General features: G+C 41.6%; 1 protein-coding gene. It reads left to right on the top strand.

Features of this window, described 5'->3' with window-relative positions; translation table 11 throughout:
- On the top strand, positions 1 to 3526 hold a 3526-nt coding region (locus ACYSNM_RS13735), incomplete at both ends, for a collagen-like domain-containing protein (protein ID WP_461757442.1).

The following is a 3526-nucleotide window of genomic DNA, read 5'->3' as shown; positions in this document are numbered from 1 at the left end:
GAAATCTGGCAATCTCTACCTGGTAATGATGGTAAAGATGCAAATGCTTTTATTGAAGCAATTACTGGTAAAGATGGTAAAGATGGTTCAACTCCAGAGATCGGTTCAAATGGAAACTGGTGGATTGGTGGTGTAGATACTGAAATCGCTGCTAAAGGAGATAAAGGAGATCAGGGAGAAGAAGGAAAATCAGCTTTAGAAGTATGGAAGTCTCTACCTGGAAATGACGGTAAAGATGGAGCAGACTTCATTGCAGAGATCACAGGTAAGGATGGAGTAGATGGTAAATCTGCTTATGAAGTAGCTGTGGATAATGGATTCACCGGAAGCGAAGCAGAGTGGTTATTAAGCTTAATCGGAGCTAAAGGAGATCAGGGTGTAGATGGAAAATCTGCTTTAGAAATCTGGCAATCACTACCTGGAAATGATGGTAAAGATGCAAATGCTTTTATTGAAGCTATAACTGGTAAAGACGGTGTTGATGGAATTGACGGTAAAGATGGTTCAACTCCAGAGATCGGTTCAAATGGAAACTGGTGGATTGATGGTGTAGATACTGAAATCGCTGCTAAAGGAGATAAAGGAGATCAGGGAGAAGAAGGAAAGTCAGCCTTAGAAGTATGGCAGTCTCTACCTGGAAATGACGGTAAAGATGGAGCAGACTTCATTGCAGAGATCACAGGTAAAGATGGAGTAGATGGAAGATCTGCTTACGAGGTAGCTGTTGATAATGGTTTCACCGGAAGTGAAGCAGAGTGGTTATTAAGTTTAATCGGAGCTAAGGGAGACGAAGGAAAGTCTGCTTTAGAAATCTGGCAATCTCTACCTGGTAATGATGGTAAAGATGCAAATGCTTTTATTGAAGCAATTACTGGTAAAGATGGAATTGACGGTAAAGACGGTTCAACTCCAGAGATCGGTTCAAATGGAAACTGGTGGATTGATGGTATAGATACTGAAATCGCTGCTAAAGGAGATAAAGGAGCAGAAGGAAAGTCAGCCTTAGAAGTATGGCAGTCTCTACCTGGAAATGATGGTAAAGATGGAGCAGACTTCATTGCAGAGATCACAGGTAAGGATGGAGTAGATGGAAAATCCGCATATGAGGTAGCTGTGGATAATGGATTCACCGGAAGTGAAGCGGAGTGGTTACTAAGCTTAATCGGAGCTAAAGGAGATCAGGGTGTAGATGGAAAATCTGCTTTAGAAATCTGGCAATCACTACCTGGAAATGATGGTAAAGATGCAAATGCTTTTATTGAAGCTATAACTGGTAAAGACGGTGTTGATGGAATTGACGGTGAAGACGGTTCAACTCCAGAGATTGGTTCAAATGGAAACTGGTGGATTGATGGTGTAGATACTGAAATCGCTGCTAAAGGAGATAAAGGAGATCAGGGAGAAGAAGGAAAGTCAGCCTTAGAAGTATGGAAGTCTCTACCTGGAAATGATGGTAAAGATGGAGCAGACTTCATTGCAGAGATCACAGGTAAGGATGGAGTAGATGGTAAATCTGCATATGAGGTAGCTGTGGATAATGGATTCACCGGAAGCGAAGCAGAGTGGTTATTAAGCTTAATCGGAGCTAAGGGAGATCAGGGTGTAGATGGAAAATCTGCTTTAGAAATCTGGCAATCACTACCTGGAAACGATGGTAAAGATGCAAATGCTTTTATTGAAGCAATTACTGGTAAGGATGGTAAAGATGGTTCAACTCCAGAGATTGGTGCTAATGGAAACTGGTGGATTGATGGTGTAGATACTGAAATCGCTGCTAAAGGAGATCAGGGAGCAGAAGGAAAATCAGCTTTAGAAGTATGGAAGTCTCTACCTGGAAATGACGGTAAAGATGGAGCAGACTTCATTGCAGAAATCACAGGTAAAGATGGAGTAGATGGAAAATCTGCATATGAGGTAGCTGTTGATAATGGATTCACCGGAAGTGAAGCGGAGTGGTTACTAAGCTTAATCGGAGCTAAAGGAGATCAGGGTGTAGATGGAAAATCTGCTTTAGAAATCTGGCAATCACTACCTGGAAATGATGGTAAAGATGCAAATGCTTTTATTGAAGCTATAACTGGTAAAGACGGTGTTGATGGAATTGACGGTGAAGACGGTTCAACTCCAGAGATTGGTTCAAATGGAAACTGGTGGATTGATGGTGTAGATACTGAAATCGCTGCTAAAGGAGATAAAGGAGATCAGGGAGAAGAAGGAAAATCAGCTTTAGAAGTATGGAAGTCTCTACCTGGAAATGACGGTAAAGATGGAGCAGACTTCATTGCAGAAATCACAGGTAAGGATGGAGTAGATGGAAAATCTGCATATGAGGTAGCTGTTGATAATGGATTCACTGGAAGTGAAGCGGAGTGGTTACTAAGCTTAATCGGAGCTAAGGGAGACGAAGGAAAATCTGCTTTAGAAATCTGGCAATCACTACCTGGAAACGATGGTAAAGATGCAAATGCTTTTATTGAAGCAATTACTGGTAAGGATGGTAAAGATGGTTCAACTCCAGAGATCGGTGCTAATGGAAACTGGTGGATTGATGGTGTAGATACTGAAATCGCTGCTAAAGGCGAAAAAGGAGATCAGGGAGCAGAAGGAAAATCAGCTTTAGAAGTATGGAAGTCTCTACCTGGAAATGACGGTAAAGATGGAGCAGACTTCATTGCAGAAATCACAGGTAAAGATGGAGTAGATGGGAAATCTGCATATGAGGTAGCTGTTGATAATGGATTCGTAGGAACAGAACCTGAGTGGTTATTAAGTTTAATCGGAGCTAAGGGAGACAAAGGAAAGTCTGCTTTAGAAATCTGGCAATCTCTACCTGGAAATGATGGTAAAGATGCAAATGCTTTTATTGAAGCAATTACTGGTAAAGATGGAATTGACGGTAAAGACGGAATTGACGGTAAAGATGGTTCAACTCCAGAGATCGGTTCAAATGGAAACTGGTGGATTGATGGTGTAGATACTGAAATCGCTGCTAAAGGAGATAAAGGAGATCAGGGAGAAGAAGGAAAATCAGCTTTAGAAGTATGGAAGTCTCTACCTGGAAATGATGGTAAAGATGGAGCAGACTTCATTGCAGAGATCACAGGTAAGGATGGAGTAGATGGTAAATCTGCATATGAGGTAGCTGTGGATAATGGATTCACCGGAAGCGAAGCAGAGTGGTTATTAAGCTTAATCGGAGCTAAGGGAGATCAGGGTGTAGATGGAAAATCTGCTTTAGAAATCTGGCAATCACTACCTGGAAACGATGGTAAAGATGCAAATGCTTTTATTGAAGCAATTACTGGTAAGGATGGTAAAGATGGTTCAACTCCAGAGATCGGTGCTAATGGAAACTGGTGGATTGATGGTGTAGATACTGAAATCGCTGCTAAAGGCGAAAAAGGAGATCAGGGAGCAGAAGGAAAATCAGCTTTAGAAGTATGGAAGTCTCTACCTGGAAATGACGGTAAAGATGGAGCAGACTTCATTGCAGAAATCACAGGTAAAGATGGAGTAGATGGAAAAT

The organism is Myroides sp. LJL116 (assembly GCF_054871685.1).
The sequence above is the reverse complement of the archived record's forward strand: the minus strand, read 5'-3'. Positions and strand labels throughout refer to the sequence as shown.